Source organism: Salinibacterium sp. NYA9b (genome assembly GCF_976973725.1).
The window spans coordinates 1512268-1528064 of record NZ_OZ333476.1; the positions used below are offsets into that span (position 1 = coordinate 1512268).

At 60.1% G+C, this 15797-nt stretch carries 13 protein-coding genes; 7 read left to right on the plus strand and 6 right to left on the minus strand.

From position 1 onward, the window contains the following. Positions 1-21 precede the first annotated feature (21 nt). The 4 genes from ACWFSR_RS07250 (at position 22) to ACWFSR_RS07265 (ending at position 6195) form a co-directional block, all read left to right on the plus strand. Positions 22-807 (plus strand): hypothetical protein, encoded by a 786-nt coding sequence (locus tag ACWFSR_RS07250; protein ID WP_231603836.1) that lies wholly within the window; start codon positions 22-24, stop codon positions 805-807. Next, positions 804-2393 (plus strand): DNA polymerase Y family protein, encoded by a 1590-nt coding sequence (locus ACWFSR_RS07255; protein ID WP_197109950.1) that lies wholly within the window; start codon positions 804-806, stop codon positions 2391-2393. The genes ACWFSR_RS07250 and ACWFSR_RS07255 overlap by 4 nt, the downstream gene beginning before the upstream one ends. Next, on the plus strand, positions 2393-5836 hold the full coding sequence (locus ACWFSR_RS07260) for an error-prone DNA polymerase (RefSeq protein ID WP_447522096.1): 3444 nt from the start codon (positions 2393-2395) through the stop codon (positions 5834-5836). Before ACWFSR_RS07255 ends, ACWFSR_RS07260 begins: the two co-directional genes overlap by 1 nt. A gap of 155 nt (positions 5837-5991) precedes the next feature. Next, positions 5992-6195, plus strand: coding sequence for a cold-shock protein (locus ACWFSR_RS07265; RefSeq protein ID WP_100389010.1), 204 nt, complete (start codon positions 5992-5994; stop codon positions 6193-6195). Between the two features lie 162 nt (positions 6196-6357). Here the strand turns inward: ACWFSR_RS07265 and ACWFSR_RS07270 are convergent, their stop codons facing one another. From ACWFSR_RS07270 to ACWFSR_RS07280, 3 genes are all read right to left on the minus strand, one after another. Further along, positions 6358-8124: a DEAD/DEAH box helicase gene (locus tag ACWFSR_RS07270; RefSeq protein WP_197124564.1), complete on the minus strand. Its 1767-nt coding sequence runs from the start codon at positions 8122-8124 to the stop codon at positions 6358-6360. Positions 8125-8208: 84 nt separating this feature from the next. Then, positions 8209-9456, minus strand: coding sequence for a DNA polymerase IV (gene dinB, locus ACWFSR_RS07275; RefSeq protein WP_197109948.1), 1248 nt, complete (start codon positions 9454-9456; stop codon positions 8209-8211). Positions 9457-9581: 125 nt separating this feature from the next. Next, a complete protein-coding gene (locus tag ACWFSR_RS07280) occupies positions 9582-9845 on the minus strand; it encodes a GlsB/YeaQ/YmgE family stress response membrane protein (protein ID WP_197105618.1) in 264 nt (87 codons plus the stop codon). A gap of 154 nt (positions 9846-9999) precedes the next feature. On the opposite strand from ACWFSR_RS07280, the gene ACWFSR_RS07285 reads away from it, so the two are divergent. Next, positions 10000-10761 (plus strand): SGNH/GDSL hydrolase family protein, encoded by a 762-nt coding sequence (locus tag ACWFSR_RS07285; RefSeq protein ID WP_197105619.1) that lies wholly within the window; start codon positions 10000-10002, stop codon positions 10759-10761. Positions 10762-10916: 155 nt separating this feature from the next. Here the strand turns inward: ACWFSR_RS07285 and ACWFSR_RS07290 are convergent, their stop codons facing one another. From ACWFSR_RS07290 to ACWFSR_RS07300, 3 genes are all read right to left on the minus strand, one after another. Beyond that, positions 10917-11954, minus strand: coding sequence for a fatty acid desaturase family protein (locus ACWFSR_RS07290; protein ID WP_231599696.1), 1038 nt, complete (start codon positions 11952-11954; stop codon positions 10917-10919). Positions 11955-12133: 179 nt separating this feature from the next. Next, the gene (locus ACWFSR_RS07295) at positions 12134-13360 is read right to left on the minus strand and encodes a D-alanyl-D-alanine carboxypeptidase family protein (protein ID WP_447522097.1); all 1227 of its coding nucleotides are present in this window, start codon (positions 13358-13360) and stop codon (positions 12134-12136) included. Positions 13361-13394: 34 nt separating this feature from the next. Continuing rightward, entirely contained in the window at positions 13395-14228 is an 834-nt protein-coding gene (locus ACWFSR_RS07300; RefSeq protein ID WP_447522098.1) for a TrmH family RNA methyltransferase, read from the minus strand. Between the two features lie 52 nt (positions 14229-14280). Here ACWFSR_RS07300 and ACWFSR_RS07305 point away from each other — a divergent pair, with 52 nt between their 5' ends. Further along, positions 14281-15111, plus strand: coding sequence for a Sir2 family NAD-dependent protein deacetylase (locus tag ACWFSR_RS07305; protein WP_197109947.1), 831 nt, complete (start codon positions 14281-14283; stop codon positions 15109-15111). 55 nt (positions 15112-15166) lie between these two features. After that, complete coding sequence (locus tag ACWFSR_RS07310; protein WP_197105623.1) at positions 15167-15796, plus strand: histidine phosphatase family protein; 630 nt, start codon at positions 15167-15169, stop codon at positions 15794-15796. Position 15797: the final 1 nt, after the last annotated feature.

The window sequence follows — 15797 nt, forward strand, 5'->3', positions numbered from 1 at the left end:
GCAATTGACACACTCGAACATATGTTCGAATATGAACAGGTGTCCCCTGTATCCGCCTCCGCCACTTCAGCGACCGCTGAAGAGTTTTCGGCTGGGCGAGAAGCCCGTGTCGGGAGCACACTCACGGCGGCAGAACGCGTCGCTGAATTGCAGTCCCGCATCAGCCAGATGCAGTCCCGCACGCTGAGCTCAACGCTCATTCCCACGCATCCCGCTATTGCGTCGTTACTACCTGGCGGCGGTTTGCAACAGGGCAGCGTCTACTCGGTCGATAGTTCGGCGATGCTCATCATGACACTCTTAGCCGCTCCCTCCGCAGCAGGGTCGTGGTGTGCTGTCGTGGGGATTCCCGAGTTTGGGATCGAAGCTGCTCAACGATTCGGGGTCGATCTTGAACGACTCGTACTGGTGCCGCATCCGGGTGACCAGTGGTTAGCGGTGACAGCAGCGATTGCTGACGTTGTGGAGGTCGTCGTCGCGCGCCCACCGGCACGGGCATCCGATTCTGCGGTGGCCAGGTTGGCTTCGCGGCTCAGGCAACGCAAATCAACGCTGCTCATGGTGGGGTCGTGGCCGCAGAGTGAGGCGATGGTGTCATTGGGCGAGAGCCAGTGGCACGGTATTGGCAACGGTCATGGGCATTTGGCTGCGCGTGAAGTGACGGTCACGGTGACGAGCAAGAATGCGGGGCGACCACGCAGCGCACGCATCTGGCTACCTGATGCTTCGGAACAAATTCGTGCTTATGGCGCGCCGGAGATGGCTCCTGCGCCGCTGACGCTTTTGCCGCAGCAGGTCTCGGCATGAATGGCAGGTCGGGGGCGTTGCCTGAGCCACTCCCCCGAGTTCTGGTCCTCTGGGCTCCGGATTGGCCCGTGGTTGCTGCGCGACAACAGGAGAAGTTGCCAGCGGATGCCCCGCTCGTCCTCATCGAGAATGGGCTTGTCTTTGCGGCGGCAGCATCTGCTCGCGCCGAGGGCATCACTCGCGGGTTGCGGCTGAGAGAAGCCCAGTCGCGGTTTCCGGGAATTATCGACCGACCCTACGATCCGGCTCTCGACAGTCGAGCGTTCGAACCAGTGCTTGCCGGGGTCGAAGAGCTGATTCCGGGAGTGCAGGTGTTGCGACCAGGCATGTGTGCCGTTCGCGTGCGGGGTGCTGCCCAGTATTACGGCGGAGAGAAAGCCGCGGCGTTGACTGTTGTCGATCGGGTAAATGAGATTGCGGTATCCGATGCACGGGTAGGCATCGCTGACGCCCTTTTTACTGCGGTTCACGCTGCGCGCAGCACCATTGCCGCAGACCCGCGTTCGCGAGGAGGGCGAGTGCGGTTGGTGCCCGCTGGCGGCTCTGCCGAATTTTTGGCGCCACTTCCGATTGCGGTATTAGAAGAGCCACCCATCGTGACGCTGTTGATGAAACTCGGCATCTCAACACTGGGTGAGTTTGCGAACCTCGATCGCTTCGACGTTCGCTCTCGTTTTGGGGAACTCGGCGGTCGACTGCACGCTCTTGCCAGCGGCCGGGATCCGCAGGCTTTTATCGCACGTACTCCCCCACTCGACCTTGACGTCGTGATCGACTTTGAACCTGCCCTTGATCGCGTAGATCAGGTCGCCTTCGGTATTCGCAGTCGCGCCGACGATTTTGTAGCGGGCCTTGTCCGGGCTCGACTGGTGGCGACCGCGATTCGAATCGAACTTGATTCAGAATCGGGTGAGGTCGCCGAACGGGTGTGGTTGCATCCGCGGTCGTTCAGCGCCAGCGATGTTGTTGACCGCGTGCGCTGGCAAGTGCAAGGGTCCAATCTCATCGAAGCCGGGCTCAGCTCGGGCATTAGCCGGGTGCGCATCGTGCCCGAAACAGTGGATGAGATCGGCAATCATGAGACGGGGCTGTGGGGGTCGGGGCTAGAGCCGCGCATCCATCACGGACTTTCTCGAGTGCAGAGCATGCTCGGTCACGGTGGTGTTCTTGTGCCCACGATTGAGGGTGGGCGCACTCTGCAATCGCGTCAACGGCTCACCGCGTGGGGCGACCGCAGCGTCACCGAACGATCACCACAACGACCGTGGCCCGGCGTCTTACCTGCTCCACTGCCGGGAACAGTCTTCTCCACCCGTCATGCCGTGCACGTGTTTGCCGAAGATGGCACCACGGTGTCGGTGGATGAGCGTGGCCACGTTGCTGCACCGCCCGCCCAATTTTCCACCAGCGATTCGCGTTCCCGCACCCTCACGGCGTGGGCGGGGCCGTGGCCGCTCGCTGAGCGCTGGTGGGAGGCTGATTCTCCTGGTCGTTCGTGGCGTTTTCAAGCTGTTGACGACACCGGCTGTGCGTGGCTGCTTGTGCTCGATGACGGCGGTTGGTGGGCTGAAGCGAGGTATGACTGATGGCATGGTCTAATCCACCCATACCGTGGCGGCAGCTTGAACGCACGCTGTCGGGTTTTGGCACCGTCACGCCGATTGGTGAAGCCGGTGATGGTCGAGCTATGTCGCTGGTCTCCAGCAAACGCGCTCCCTACATCGCTCCCAGCGCGCCGCCGACCGACGAGGCAGCCGCGGCGAGCCCGGACGCCACCGCCGTGCCGTATGCAGAGTTGCATGCCCACTCAAGTTTCAGCTTTCTCGATGGCGCGAGTATGCCCGAGAAGCTCGCAGAAGAAGCAGCGCGGCTTGGGCTGAGTGCTCTGGCTCTCACCGACCACGATGGGCTCTATGGAATCGTGCGCATGGCCGAGGCTGCCGCTGAATTGGGGTTGCGCACTCTGTTTGGCGCCGAGCTCTCGCTCGGGCTCAGCGGGCCCCAAAACGGTATAGCCGACCCCGAAGGCGATCATCTACTCGTGCTTGCTCGAAAAGAGGAGGGCTACCACCGTCTTGCCTTGGCCATTACGCGAGCTCAATTGGCTGGCGGCGAAAAGGGGCGACCTCGTTATGATCTCGACGAACTCGCCGAGCTGGCATCCGGGCATTGGTTTGTGCTCACGGGATGTCGCAAGGGGGCGGTTCGTCGTGCGCTCAGCGGCCCCGAGGGTAATGGCGCTCCTACCACGGCATCCATGCTCGCGGCAGGAGCGGAGCTTGATCGGCTCAGTGAGCTATTCGGGCCAAAGGCGGTGATCGTTGAACTCTTCGACCACGGTTACCCGCTCGACTCCGCTCTCAACGATGCTCTTGTCGTGCTCGCGGCCGAACGCGGCTTGAGGGTCGTTGCAACGTCAAACGCTCACTACGCGACTCCTCGCCAGCATCACTTGCACTCGGCAATCTCGGCAGTGCGGGCTCGTCGCAGTCTCGACGAAATGGATGGCTGGCTTCCGGCTGCAGGCACAGCCCATCTGAGGTCGGGAGCTGAGATGGCTGCTCTTTTTGCACGTTATCCCGGAGCAGTAGCGACGACAGTGGAGATCGCAGACGAGGCAGCATTCGAACTTCGGCAGGCGAAGCCGGCACTTCCTGATCAGGACGTTCCCGAAGGGCACACGCCCGCGAGTTGGTTGCGCGAGTTGACGTGGGCCGGAGTAAAAGACCGCTCTATTGAATTGTCGGAAGCTAACCGGGCACGCATTCAGCGGGAACTTGATGTCATCGAAGAGAAAAACTTCGCCGGCTATTTTCTGATCGTGCACGACATTGTCGCCTTTGCGCGCGGGCGCGGCATCCTGTGCCAGGGGCGCGGTTCGGCCGCCAGTTCTGTGGTCTGTTACCTGCTCAAGATCACGGCGGTTGACCCTTTGCGGTACAAGCTCCCGTTCGAGCGCTTCATTTCAGCGATGCGAGAAGAGGAACCAGACATCGATGTCGACTTCGACTCCGAGCGTCGTGAAGAAGTGATCCAGTACGTGTTCGAACGGTATGGGCGCGAGAACGCGGCGCAGGTCGCGAACGTGATTCAGTACCGTCCCCGGTTTGCGGTGCGCGATATGGCGAAAGCCCTCGGGCACAGCCCAGGGCAGCAAGATGCGTGGTCGAAACAGATGGAGCGCTGGGGCTCCGACGTTTCGGGAGTTGACCATGACATCCCCGATTCGGTCTTGGAGCTTGCCCAGCAGGTGATGAAGTTTCCGCGGCACCTCGGCATCCACTCTGGTGGCATGGTGCTCACGCAGCGACCGGTCGGTGAGGTCGTGCCGATTGAGCACGCGCGCAAAGACAAACGCACCGTGGTGCAGTGGGACAAAGACGACTGTGCGTGGATGGGGCTGGTCAAGTTCGACCTGCTGGGTCTCGGCATCCTGTCGGCGATGCAATACAGTTTCGATCTCGTTGACGAGGCGCTGGGCGAACGATGGGATCTTGCGACTATCCCCGCTGAAGAGCAGGGCGTCTACGACCAACTGTGTCGAGCAGATGCCATTGGCGTCTTCCAGGTCGAGAGCCGTGCTCAGATGGGGCTGCTGCCGCGTCTTCAACCGCGCGAGTTTTACCATCTTGTTGTCGAGATTGCGCTCGTGCGCCCCGGCCCGATTCAGGGTGGTGCTGTGCATCCCTATGTCCGTCGCAAGATGGGCGCCGAACCGATCACCTACCTGCACCCCAACTTGAAAGAGCCGCTCGAACGCACTCTTGGCGTTCCGATTTTTCAAGAGCAGCTGATGCAAATTGCGGTCGCAGTTGGCGGATGCTCGGCTGACGATGCCGATCTGCTCCGGCGGGCAATGGGGTCGAAACGTGGGATTGAACGCATCGACAAGCTGCGCACCAAGCTCTATGCGGGAATGGCAAGCAACGGCATCATCGACGCGGATGCCGACCGTATCTACGAAAGCATCCAGGCCTTTGCCGGGTTTGGCTTTGCCGAGAGCCACGCTTTGAGCTTTGGGCTTCTCGTGTACGCGAGTGCCTGGGTGCGGCTCCACTACCCCGCTGCGTTCTTGGCTGCTCTACTGCGGGCGCAACCAATGGGTTTCTATTCGCCGCAATCTTTGGTGGCGGATGCTCGCCGTCACGGTGTGGTCGTGCTGGGCCCTGACCTCCAGCGCTCGGGTGTCTTTGCCGGATTGGAAGTGTTGGGAGACGGGGTCGAGGCGACAGGAAGCGACCGCTGCCTCGATGCAGAACAACCTCCCGTTGGACCATTCGACCGTTCAGCGCCCTTCGATACCGACGACCACCGCCGTGACGGAGCATTTGCGGTCCGTCTGGGATTTGACGAAGTAAAGGGTGTCGGAACGGCGATTGCGGAGAAAATTGTGGCCGCACGGGAGTCCGGCGAGTTCGTGTCGATGAATGATCTGGTGCGGCGGGTTGGTCTCACGACGAAACAATTGGAGGCCTTGGCAGCGGCGGGAGCTTTCGACTCTCTCGAGCTCACTCGTCGTGAAGCAATGTGGAATGCGGGTAGCGCGGCACAGGATCGCGAGGAGTATCTTCCCCACAGCATGGTCACCGTTCAGCCGCCACTTTTTTCGATGTCGAGCCCGGTGGATGATCTGATGGCCGACCTCTGGTCTACGGGGATTTCGCCGGCAAGCCATCCGGTTGCCCATCTGAGGGCGGCCCTGAGCGCGCGAGGAATCCTGAGCGCAACCGACCTGATGACCGCTGAATCCGGGCGTCGTATCGAAATTGGCGGTGTTGTCACTCATCGCCAACGTCCCGCAACGGCCAGCGGAATCACGTTCATGAACATCGAAGATGAGACCGGCCTTATCAATGTTATTTGCAGTGTTGGAGTCTGGGGGCGCTACCGTCGAGTGGCTCGTGACAGCGCAGCGCTCATCGTTCGTGGCGTTCTTGAACGCTCCGTTGACGGTGTGATTAATGTTGTCGCAGACCGTTTTGAACCGCTTTCGGGGCTCCCCCACACCCGATCACGAGATTTCCACTGATGACGACTTCATTACCGTTATGTGACTTTTTCGAAATAGATGACACATGCAGGGCTTTCCTGATATAGCCTTAGGCCATCGTTCATGTTCTAGACAAAGGCATGAATGAGGCCTCGACTGTCGGGGCCTGAGGAACGCTCCTGGAGGAGTTTTAAATGGCACTAGGTACCGTCAAGTGGTTCAACGCAGAAAAGGGCTTTGGATTCATCGCCCCCGAGGACGGAAGTCCTGATGTGTTCGCCCACTACTCGGCCATCGCAACAAATGGCTACAAGTCGCTCGACGAGAACCAAAAGGTTGAGTTTGACATCACACAGGGACCCAAGGGTCCCCAGGCGGAGAACATCCGCCCCCTCTGATCTTGATAGTTCAGTAATGAGAACGCCCCCGGTCCTATACCGGGGGCGTTTTCTTGTTAACAGACGGATGCACGACTAACCACACGCGCAGCACCCGGCGGTCTTCGCGTCTCGCCCGGCGAAACGCACAACGCGACACCTGTGAGGCCTCGCTGCTAGCGACTAGTGCATGCCCTTACGCAGGTAATCAATGCGGGTCTGCAATTGCGTCACCGTAGCCTGAGCAACCGCAGGACCGCCACAGACGCGACGGAGTTCCGCGTGGATCAATCCGTGCGGTTCGTTAGAAAGCTTCGCTCTGCGGCCCACGAGGTTGTTCAATAGGGTTCGCTGCTCTTTGAGCGTGCGGTACAGGGGCGGCGGCTGTTCTTCCTTGGGGCGACTCTCGGCGCGTTTCGACTGGCGCTTTTGGCGCTGCAGCAAAAGTTCGCGCACTTGCTCTGGCTCCAAAATGCCGGGAAGCCCAATGAAGTCGAGCTCTTCGTCGCTGCCCGGTTCGGCGGCAAAACCAAACTCGGCACCGTCGAAGAGCACCCGGTCAAAGTTTGCTTCGGACTCAATGGCTTCCCAGGTGAACTCGTCGGCGAGTTCATCGCTGGTCTTCTCTTCACGGTTCTCTGCATCGAGAAGGCTGTCATCGAGCAGGTCATCGGGCGACTCTTTGCGATCGAGAGCGTGGTCGCGCTCTTTCTCGAGCTTGCCGGCGAGATTCATCAGGTTCGGAACGCTCGGCAAAAAGATTGATGCTGTCTCACCGCGGCGACGGGTGCGCACAAAACGACCAACAGCTTGAGCGAAATACAACGGGGTAGATGCCGAGGTCGCATATACGCCGACGGCAAGTCGCGGAACGTCGACACCTTCAGACACCATGCGCACGGCCACCATCCAGCGACTATCGCTTTCGGCAAACTTCTCGATGCGCGACGATGACTCTTTCTCGTCGGAGAGCACGATCGTGGCGGACTCCCCCGTGATGTCCTTGATGAGTGTGGCGTAGGCGCGAGCCGTGAGCTGGTCGGTCGCAATGACGAGCCCTCCGGCATCAGGGACCGAATGCCGCACTTCGCTGAGGCGACGATCCGCCGCCCGCAACACCGCCGGCATCCACTCGCCCTTGGGGTCAAGAGCTGTGCGCCACGCCTGCGCGGTGACGTCTTTAGTGTCGCCTTCGCCGAGGCGGGCTTCCATCTCGTCGCCCATGCGGGTGCGCCAGCGCATTTTGCCGGCGTAGGCCATGAAGATGACCGGACGAACAACACCGTCTTCGAGCGCGCGACCGTAACCGTAGTTGTAATCAGTGACCGAAGTGCGAATGCCCTCATGATTGGGCGCATAGGTCACGAAGGGAATCGGGGCGGTGTCGCTGCGGAACGGGGTGCCGGTGAGCGAGAGCCGCCGGGTGGCACGGCCAAACGATTCGCGGATGGCATCGCCCCAGCTGAGGGCGTCTCCGCCGTGATGCACTTCATCGAGAATCACGAGGGTGCGGGCCGAATCTGTGATTTCCTGATGCAGCGACGCCTTCATGGCGACTTGGGCATAGGTGACGGCGACACCGTGGAAACGGCGACCACCCCACGCGTCTCCATTGGAGAACGAGGGATTGAGGCGGATTCCGACGCGGTTGGCGGCGTCGGCCCATTGGCGTTTGAGGTGATCGGTCGGCGCCACGACGGTCACACGATCGATTTCCCGTCTGGCGAAGAGTTCAACGGCCAGGCGGAGTGCGAATGTGGTCTTTCCTGCACCCGGAGTTGCGGCGGCAAGAAAGTCGCGGGGCTCTTTCTCAAAATAGAGATCGAGGGCTTCTGCCTGCCACGCTCGCAATTTGGATGCGGTGCCTCGGGCGGCTCGTTCAGGGTACGACGGTGAGAGGTGTTCCGCCGCGAAGGTGCCCACGGTGGGGCCAGGCAATGGAGTGCTCACTTGATAAGACTTTACCGTTCTCTACTGACAACTGAGTTCGTGTTCGGAGCGTTTCGGGCCTGGGGGCGTGAAAAGCGCGAGCGATTAGTCGCGTTGACCTAGGCGCGGCCGTTCTGAACGTTGCGAGCCCAGGAGACGCGCTGGTCCAATGGCACCGGTTCCGAAGCGAGCGGATGCCGCTTCCATGGCCTCTTCGGCGTCTCGCCATCCGTCGGTGGTGTCCCACAAACTCAGCTGTCCGCCGCCCGGTTCGACGAGTTGCTCACCGCGCACGCCGACAAGGCGTACGGGGCGACCTTCGCGAGCGAAGTCGGCATACACGTCTCTCACGGTCTCGTAAATGGTGCGGCCGAGATCGGTGGGGTCGGGCAATTTCTTCGACCGGGTGATTGTGCTGAAATCCTCGAACCGAAGCTTCAACACCACGGTGCTCGCCTCCATTCCAGCGCCTCGCAACCGTGCGGCAACCTTCCCGGAGAGCCGGAGCAATTCGCGGCGGATCTCATCGGCATCTAACACGTTGTACTCAAAGGTCGTCTCGTGCCCGATGCTCTTCTCTGCGGCACGCTCAACGACGCTGCGGGGATCGTTGCCCCAGGCGAGGTTGTGGAGCTTCACTGCGCCAGCTTCACCGACCGCGCGCGTCAGAGTTTCTCGGTCTGCATGGGCGATGTCTGCGATTGTGCTGAAACCACGCTGCTGCAGCGACTCGGCAGTCTTGCCGCCGACGCCCCACAGGGCGGTGATGGGCAGCGGATGCAAGAATTCGATCGTCTGGTCGGCAGGAATAACCAGCAGTCCATCGGGCTTAGACAACCCCGACGCGACCTTCGCCACGTACTTGGATGCGGCGGCCCCTACCGAACAGACGAGGCCGGTCTCTGCAAATACCCGCCGGCGCAGCAGTGTGGCTACCTCGATGGGTGAGCCGTAGATGGCACGTGCGCCCGCGACATCCAGAAATGCTTCGTCGATGCCCAGCCGTTCCACCTTGGGTGTGAGCTGGTCGCAGATATCGAAGACGACGGAAGAGAAATGTTGATAGCGCTCAAAGTGTGGCTCTAGGACGATTGCATTCGGGCACCGGCGCAGAGCAAGGGCCATGGGCATCGCAGAATTGACGCCGTACTTGCGAGCTTCGTAGGTCGCAGCTGTGACCACTGAGCGAACGGAGTTGTGTCCCACTATGACGGGCTTGCCGATGAGCTCGGGGTGATCGAGCAGCTCGACGGAGGCGAAAAACGCGTCCATGTCGACGTGCAGGATGGTGGCAGTGCTGTCGTCAACGCCCGGCGCGGTTACATGCCGCGTGCGACCGTCTTGCTTACCCATAGCGCCATTGTCGCAGGTGCCTCTGACGGTGAGGACAAGACTCGGACACCGTCGCCGGAGAACCGCGGCAACGACAGAAGAGGGGCGGTGCACCGAAGTGCACCGCCCCTTTTACCCAAGAGTGTTTAGCGACGTGAGCCGCGCGTGATCAGTCCATAGAGAAAGAGCACGAGCACTGAGCCGCCGATGGCTACGAGCCACGTTTCGATGGAGAAGAACTCTTCGAGGCCAATGCCAAAGATGGCGCCTCCCACGAATCCTCCGACGAGTGCTCCAACGACACCCAGAAGGAGTGTTGCGAGCCAACCGCCGCCCTGGCGTCCGGGCAAGATTGCCTTAGCGATAGCTCCGGCGATGAGTCCCAGTACGATCCAGCCGATGATTCCCATTGTGTGTTCTCCAAACGGTTGTTAAGTGGTCTTCGGTATGAAAACCAACAGAGAAGAGATAACCACGTGCCCTATCCGGGGGTCAAAGCAATACAGGCTGTTCACAGGAACCACCCGGGTAGCGCACAGGCAGATTTTGAGACAGGCTAGACGTATGCAAGAACAACACCCGTGGAGCAGATATGTTGCCATCGGAGATTCCTTTACAGAGGGCATCGGCGACCCCGAACCCAACTCCCCCGGCGGTAACCGCGGGTGGGCTGACCGCGTTGCGGAAGTGCTCGGCGCCCACAAACCAGACTTTGCGTATGCCAACTTGGCAATTCGCGGTCGGCTGCTCAACCAGGTTGCCGCTGAACAGCTCAAGCCGGCAATGGAGCTCAAGCCTGATCTCATCACCGTCTCCGCTGGCGGTAATGACATCATCCGCCCAGGCTCGGATGCCGATGAGGTCGCTCAGCGCGTAGATACTCTCGTCGAGCAGCTTCGCCGGGACGGCGCGACCGTCGTGCTTTTTACCGGCCCTGATATCGGGATGACTCCCGTCCTCAATCGCATGCGCGGCAAGGTTGCCATCTACAACGAAAACATTCGCGCTGTAGCCCAACGCCACGATGCCGTTGTCGCCGACATGTGGGCCCTGCGCGAACTCGGCGACCCACGCATGTGGTCACCCGACCGCCTCCATTTCTCCCCCGTTGGTCATCACACGGTGGCTCGCATGGTGCTCGACTCGCTCAATGTTGCCAACGAACTTGAACCTTTCCGGCCAGAGCCGCTTCCTCCGCGTCTCTGGCGCGAAGCGCGCGTCGAAGACATTGGCTGGGCGCGTGAACACCTTGTGCCGTGGGTGTTGCGTCGAATCCGTCACCAGTCGTCGGGCGACAACGTCACAGCAAAACGACCGGGCTTCTAAACGTAAGCGCCCCTCACGGACTCTAGGAGGCCCGTGAGGGCATCAACGCGCGCCACAGCACCCGCGTGGTCAGCGCACCGCTAGTGAGCGGCTGGAGACGAAAAGAGGGCCCCTGCCATTGGCAGGGGCCCTCTTTTCTTATGTTTCTTAGCTCGCTACCCGGTGTAACCGGTGCGACCGGCTGCGGGGCAGTCGAAGGGATCGCCGTCAGCGCTCAGGCCGACTTCGTTGAGGTGGCGAATCACTATGCCGTACGACGTGACGAGTCCGACCTCGGTGTACTTGATGTCCTTGGTCTTGCAGTACTCCTTCACCATTTCAGCGGCGAGAGGCAAATGCGGACGCGGCATCGTGGGGAAAAGGTGGTGCTCGATCTGGAAGTTGAGTCCACCCATGAAGTGGTTCATGAACACACCACTACGGATGTTGCGGCTCGTCAGAACTTGACGACGCAGGAAGTCAACCTTCGACCCCTTGGGCAAGATCGGCATTCCCTTGTGGTTGGGAGCGAACGATGCGCCCATGTAAAGCCCGAAGATTCCCATTTGAACGCCCAAGAAGGCAAATGCCATGCCGAGCGGGAGGAAGCTGAACACGACGGCAAGGTAGCCGATGTTGCGCACGAGCAAGAGGCTGATCTCGAGCCAGCGCTTGTCGACCTTCTTCTTGAAGTTGAAGACCTCTTGGAAAGCGTGTGAATGAAGGTTGAAGCCCTCAAGCAAAAGCGCTGGGAAGAACAGGTAGCCCTGGCGCTTCGCCATGAACTTAGTCATACCCTTGAGGCCGACAGTCTTTTCCTTCTGGAAAATAATGAAGTCAGTCTCAATATCAGGGTCTTTATCGACCGTGTTGGGGTTCGCGTGGTGACGCGAGTGCTTGTTCATCCACCAGGCGTAGCTAATACCCACGACGAGGTCGGACATAAGCCGCCCCAGAGTGTCATTGAGCTTGCTGGACTGAAAAACTTGGCGATGCGCCAGTTCGTGTGTCAAAAATGCGTATTGCGTAAAAATGATGCCCATCGCCGCGGCGATCAACAAGATGTACCACGTGCCGGCAAGCATCGCGAAACCAACCCAAGCGGCGGCCATAGCGACGGTAATCACGGCAAAAGTGATGATGTAGAAGCGTCTGTTGCGACGCAACAGACCTGCTTCGCGAACGGTGCGCAACAATGATGCGAATTCGCTCATCGGGCTACCGACTCCGCGGGGCCCAGTCTTGATGATTCGTGTGGGATCGGCTGAGAGAGAACTACTCACGTGACCTCAGATGTTTTGAATGACTTCCCAGCCATTTGTCAATCGAGCAGGTGCTCCAGATGCACTCCACCTTATCGCGACCTCCTGTGAGTGCCGTGTTTATTCCATAACTAAAACAAACTTTGTGGGTTTGTGAGCCTCCACCAGGCGCCTGGATCATCGATTTCGTTGCTAAACACCAGTGGGATCTCGAAGGTTTCCGTGCCGACCTGCACGTGAAGCGTGCCCGCGTTTTCCCCGGCCGCAGCAAGGCGAACAGGGGCAGCTTCCACTGTTACGGAGATCTCATCCTCGCCCCACACCACAGCCGTAACGGTCGACGCAGCGATCGCAGCAGACTCATCGCCCCACGGCGTGTCATAGTCCGCGAACTCTTCCCCATCTGTCGCCACTTCAACTTCGGAGAACCCGGCAGTGGCATCCGTAATGAGCTCGCGAATCGCCGCATTGATCGTGGGGTGGTCTGGCCCGCCGACGACCGCGCCAACCAGGGTGATGACTTCATCACCAACGGTCACATCGGCGGAGAACAGAAGGCAGGACCACCCCACGTCGAGAGTTCCCGTCTTGATCCCGTCGACGCCGTCGATGCCGAGAAGTTGGTTGCTGTTGTGAACTGCACCGATACCCGGAATGTCTGCGGATGAGGTCGATACGATTTGCGCGATGACCGGATTCTCGATCGCCAAGCGCGCGATTTCAGTGAGGTCGCCCGCCGTGCTTCGATTCGTTTCCTGAATTCCGGATGCTTCTGTGAGGGTCGTATTTTCGAGGCCGTTGTCAGCCAGCCACGTTGCCGCCGCGGCGACGAACGCTTCCTCAGAGCCGAATGCCCAGTGCGCGAGTGATTGAGCATAGTTATTGGCTGAGGGGAGTAAAACAACAGTCATGACGTCGCGTTGAGACAGCTGCTGGCCGTCATAGACCGGTGAAACCGACCCGTATTGCGCGAGCTGTTCGTAGTAGTAGTCGAGGTCGGTCGGTCCGAACGTAATGGTCGGGCCCGCTTCATCCACCTCAAGCGGTTTAGCGTCGAGCACTACAAGAGAGGTAATAATTTTCGTAATCGATGCGATGGGAACCGCATCAGTGCTGCCCGCTTGCGCAAGCACGCCGGGGCGGTCGAGGGCGCCGATCGCCGAGGCGCCATAGCTGGGAAGAGTGAGTTCGGGCTCCGTTGGCACCGGTGCATCAAGGGGGAGAACGTGGGCCGAAACCTCGTCGAGCGGCGCGAGTAGCGTCAGCGGCAGATAGAACGCTGTCGCCAGAACGGCACCAACAACAGCAAATACGACAATACGACGGCGACGGAAGATTTGGCGTTGAGTCAGCGGCACCGGATAACGCTAACAGGTGAAGCTATGGCGGTGGCTAGCGTGCTCGAAGCATGTACATACCCACTGCGCTGGCGGCGGCGACATTGAGCGAATCGACGCCGTGCATCATCGGAATCTTGACGACGGTATCGGCCGCTTCGATCGTGCTCAGAGAAAGACCATCGCCCTCTGTCCCCAAGATCAGCGCAACCTTCTCAGGGGCGTCAGCGGCGAAGGTATCGAGGTCGACGGAGTCATCGTTGAGGGCGAGCGCTGCGAGATGGAAGCCAGCGGCCTTGAGATCGGCCGCGTCGGCAGGCCAGTTCTGGAGGCGAGTCCACGGCACTTGAAGAACCGTTCCCATGCTGACCCGCACACTCCGCCGGTAAAGCGGATCGGCGCACCGCGGCGTAATGAGCACGGCGTCCGCTCCAAGCGCAGCGGCAGAGCGGAAAATTGCGCCGACGTTGGTGTGATCGACGATGTCTTCCAGGATGACGATGCGGCGCGCATCCGCCACCAGATCGGCAACGCTGGGAAGGGCAGGACGGTGAATGGATGCCAGGGCGCCGCGGTGCAGATTGAAGCCCGTGAGCTGTTCAAGCAGCTGCGACTCCCCCACGTATACCGGAACCGGAGAATCTCCGAGCAACTCGTCCACGTCGTCGAGCCACTGTTCGAGAACGAGTACCGCGCGTGGCACATGACCGGCCCGAAGTGCACGCGCAATCACTTTGGACGACTCGGCAATGTAGAGACCGCCAGCCGGTTCTGTGCGGCGGCGCAGAGCAACATCCGTGAGGTTGGCGAAGTCGCTAAGGCGAGGATCGGAGAGATCGGTTACCCGGATGACGTTCACGGTGTGTTCCCTACTGTGCGGTTTCGCCATCAGGTGAATCTGAAATGGCAGAGGACGAGCCTGAAGTGCTTACGCTTGGAGAGTGAACACACTCCCGATCAGCAACGAAATCGATCGTGCTGCAGAACTGCTTCAGGGCAAGGTCATTAGCGTACTCACCGGCGCTGGGATTAGCACCGATTCGGGCATACCCGATTATCGCGGTGAAGGCGCCGCGGTGCGCAATCCGATGACTTTTCAACAGTTCCAGAGTTCGCCCGATTTTCGCAAACGCTATTGGGCGGGTAGCCACCTTGGCTGGAAACGCTTCGCTTCTTCGACGCCGAATGAGGGCCACGACGCCCTTGCCGAGTTTGAACGCCGAGGGATCAGTAACGGCATCGTGACTCAGAACGTCGATGGTTTGCACTTACGCGCTGGCTCCACCCGTGTTGTTGATGTGCATGGCAGCATCGATCGTGCTCGGTGCTTGCGATGCGGACAGTATTTTGCCCGCACTCCCCTAGCTGCCCGCATCTCTGAACTGAACCCGTGGCTCGAACAAGATGACTCTCACACGCTTAATCCAGACGGCGATGCTGACGTGCACAATGTCGATGACTTCGTGATCCCCGAGTGCACCGTCTGCGGCGGCATTCTGAAGCCGGATGTCGTGTTCTTTGGCGAGTTCGTTCCCACGAGAAAATTCCAGCTGGGTGCCTCGCTCGTGGACCAGTCGGATGCCATGATCGTCGCGGGGTCATCTCTCGTCGTCAATTCCGGCATCCGCCTTGTTGAGCGAGCGATGCGCAAGAAGATCCCCCTTGTCATCATCAATCGTGGAGTGACCAAAGCCGATAAGCGCGCCGACGTTAAGATCGATGGTGGCGCTTCCGCAGTTCTTGGCGAACTTGTGGAGCGCTTAGCTGCCTAGCAGCGCAGATCGCCCGAGTGTTCTGTGCTGATCATTGTGTCGTGAGCGGAGCGTTGTGTTCATTTATCTCGTGCGCCATGGAGAGACTGACTGGAATCTCGAGCGTCGCATTCAGGGCAGTACCGACATTCCTCTCAACGACACGGGTCGCGAGCAGGCACGCACAACTGGGCAACTTCTTGCTCGCCGTCAGTGGGACGGTATCTTTGCGAGTCCGCTCTCACGGGCGATGGAAACCGCAGAGATTATTGCGGGCATCGTCGGGCTTCCTGCTCCCCAACCCGTAGCCGCGATTGTCGAACGCAACTATGGTGTTGCCGAAGGCTGCACCGATAGTGAAATCGATGCCCGTTATCCGACCGACGTTGAGGTTCCTGGCCGAGAGCCACGCGAGGATGTAGCGAAGCGTGTGGTTCCCGCTCTCGTTCGTTTGGCCGAGCACCATCACGGCGAGTCAATCATCGTGGTGGCTCACGGCGGAGTCATCGCGACGGTGCTCGCCACGGTCGCTCCGGGGCACCCCCACGGACGAATCGCCAACGGCTCAGTGCATAGCTTCCGCCACGACGAAGGCACACTGACGCTCATCGATTTCGATGACCCCATCGAAGAGGAATCAGAACGCCAGGGCGGCGACGACTTCGCAGCACAGAACGCCCTAGCTCGACGCGAGGGTGACGGGTAGC

Excerpts from the sequence above, each read along its gene's own strand:
- ACWFSR_RS07300 (WP_447522098.1), bottom strand. The coding sequence starts at position 14,228 with ATGGCGAAACCGCACAGTAGGGAACACACCGTGAACGTCATCCGGGTA.
- ACWFSR_RS07265 (WP_100389010.1), top strand. The coding sequence starts at position 5,992 with ATGGCACTAGGTACCGTCAAGTGGTTCAACGCAGAAAAGGGCTTTGGA.
- ACWFSR_RS07290 (WP_231599696.1), bottom strand. The coding sequence starts at position 11,954 with ATGAGCGAATTCGCATCATTGTTGCGCACCGTTCGCGAAGCAGGTCTG.
- dinB (WP_197109948.1), bottom strand. The coding sequence starts at position 9,456 with ATGGGTAAGCAAGACGGTCGCACGCGGCATGTAACCGCGCCGGGCGTT.
- ACWFSR_RS07255 (WP_197109950.1), top strand. The coding sequence starts at position 804 with ATGAATGGCAGGTCGGGGGCGTTGCCTGAGCCACTCCCCCGAGTTCTG.
- ACWFSR_RS07260 (WP_447522096.1), top strand. The coding sequence starts at position 2,393 with ATGGCATGGTCTAATCCACCCATACCGTGGCGGCAGCTTGAACGCACG.
- ACWFSR_RS07285 (WP_197105619.1), top strand. The coding sequence starts at position 10,000 with ATGCAAGAACAACACCCGTGGAGCAGATATGTTGCCATCGGAGATTCC.
- ACWFSR_RS07280 (WP_197105618.1), bottom strand. The coding sequence starts at position 9,845 with ATGGGAATCATCGGCTGGATCGTACTGGGACTCATCGCCGGAGCTATC.
- ACWFSR_RS07250 (WP_231603836.1), top strand. The coding sequence starts at position 22 with ATGTTCGAATATGAACAGGTGTCCCCTGTATCCGCCTCCGCCACTTCA.